The organism is Pseudomonas sp. VA159-2 (assembly GCF_024126635.1).
Classification (GTDB): domain Bacteria; phylum Pseudomonadota; class Gammaproteobacteria; order Pseudomonadales; family Pseudomonadaceae; genus Aquipseudomonas; species Aquipseudomonas muyukensis.
Window position 1 is genome coordinate 1 of sequence record NZ_JAMYBV010000073.1, and the last position, 1,276, is coordinate 1,276.

General features: G+C 63.3%; 1 protein-coding gene. It reads right to left on the reverse strand.

The genetic code is table 11. The features are described from left to right. A partial coding sequence (locus NJG22_RS24400; protein ID WP_366518863.1) for an immunoglobulin-like domain-containing protein occupies positions 1-1,276 on the reverse strand: 1,276 nt, incomplete at both ends.

Genomic DNA, 1,276 nt, shown 5'->3' on the forward strand with positions numbered 1-1,276 from the left:
TCAGGGTCACGGTGTAGGTGATCTGCCCGCCTTCAGTGACGGTGGCCTTGTCGGCGCTCAGGGTGGCCACGACTTCACTGACGGTGTCGGTGATCTGCACCGTGGCCTTGCCGCCGAGCTCGAGGTTCTCGAAGGTCTTGCCGGTGACGCTGGCATCGCTGATACCCACCGAGACCGAACCTGGGTCCTTGAAGACGTCGTCGCCCTGGGCCTTGGCCTTGTACTCGGCTTCGGTCTGGCCGGCCTTGATCACCACCTTGTCGCCGTTGTCCAGGGTGACGGTCAGGTCCTGGGCCAGTTTCTGGCTGACCTTGACGGTGAAGCTTGGCTGCTGGTCCTCGGTGACATTGCCGTTGCTGACGATGGTGACCGACACCTTGTCACCCTGGTTGCCGGTGCCTGGGGTGCCCGAGCCCGGTTCGTCGGTGACGGTGGTCTTCACTTCGTTCTGACCCAGGGTCAGTTTTTCGAAGTTGTCGGCGCCGGTGACGCCGGTCAGTTTGTTGCTGATGGTCGGCTGGCCGCCGATGAACACATCGTCCGGCGCGTTGACGGTGATGGTGCCGCTGGCGCTGCCTGCCGGGATGGTCACTTTGGTGCCATCGGTCAGGGTGAAAGTCAGACCGTTGTGGCCGGTGACCGACAGGCCCTGGGCGTTGCTCAAAGTGACGGTGTAGGTGATCTGGCCACCTTCGCTGACGGTGGTCTTGTCCGCCGACAGGGTCGCGACCACTTCACTGGTGGTGTCGGTGATCTGCACGGTGGCCTTGCCGCCGAGCTCGAGGTTCTCGAAGGTCTTGCCCGGCACGCTGGCATCGCTGATACCCACCGAGACCGAACCTGGGTCCTTGAAGACGTCGTCGCCCTGGGCCTTGGCCTTGTACTCGGCTTCGGTCTGGCCGGCCTTGATCACCACCTTGTCGCCGTTGTCCAGGGTGACGGTCAGGTCCTGGGCCAGTTTCTGGCTGACCTTGACGGTGAAGCTTGGCTGCTGGTCCTCGGTGACATTGCCGTTGCTGACGATGGTGACCGACACCTTGTCACCCTGGTTGCCGGTGCCTGGGGTGCCCGAGCCCGGTTCGTCGGTGACGGTGGTCTTCACTTCGTTCTGACCCAGGGTCAGTTTTTCGAAGTTGTCGGCGCCGGTGACGCCGGTCAGTTTGTTGCTGATGGTCGGCTGGCCGCCGATGAACACATCGTCCGGCGCGTTGACGGTGATGGTGCCGCTGGCGCTGCCTGCCGGGATGGTCACTTTGGTGCCATCGGTCAGGGTGAA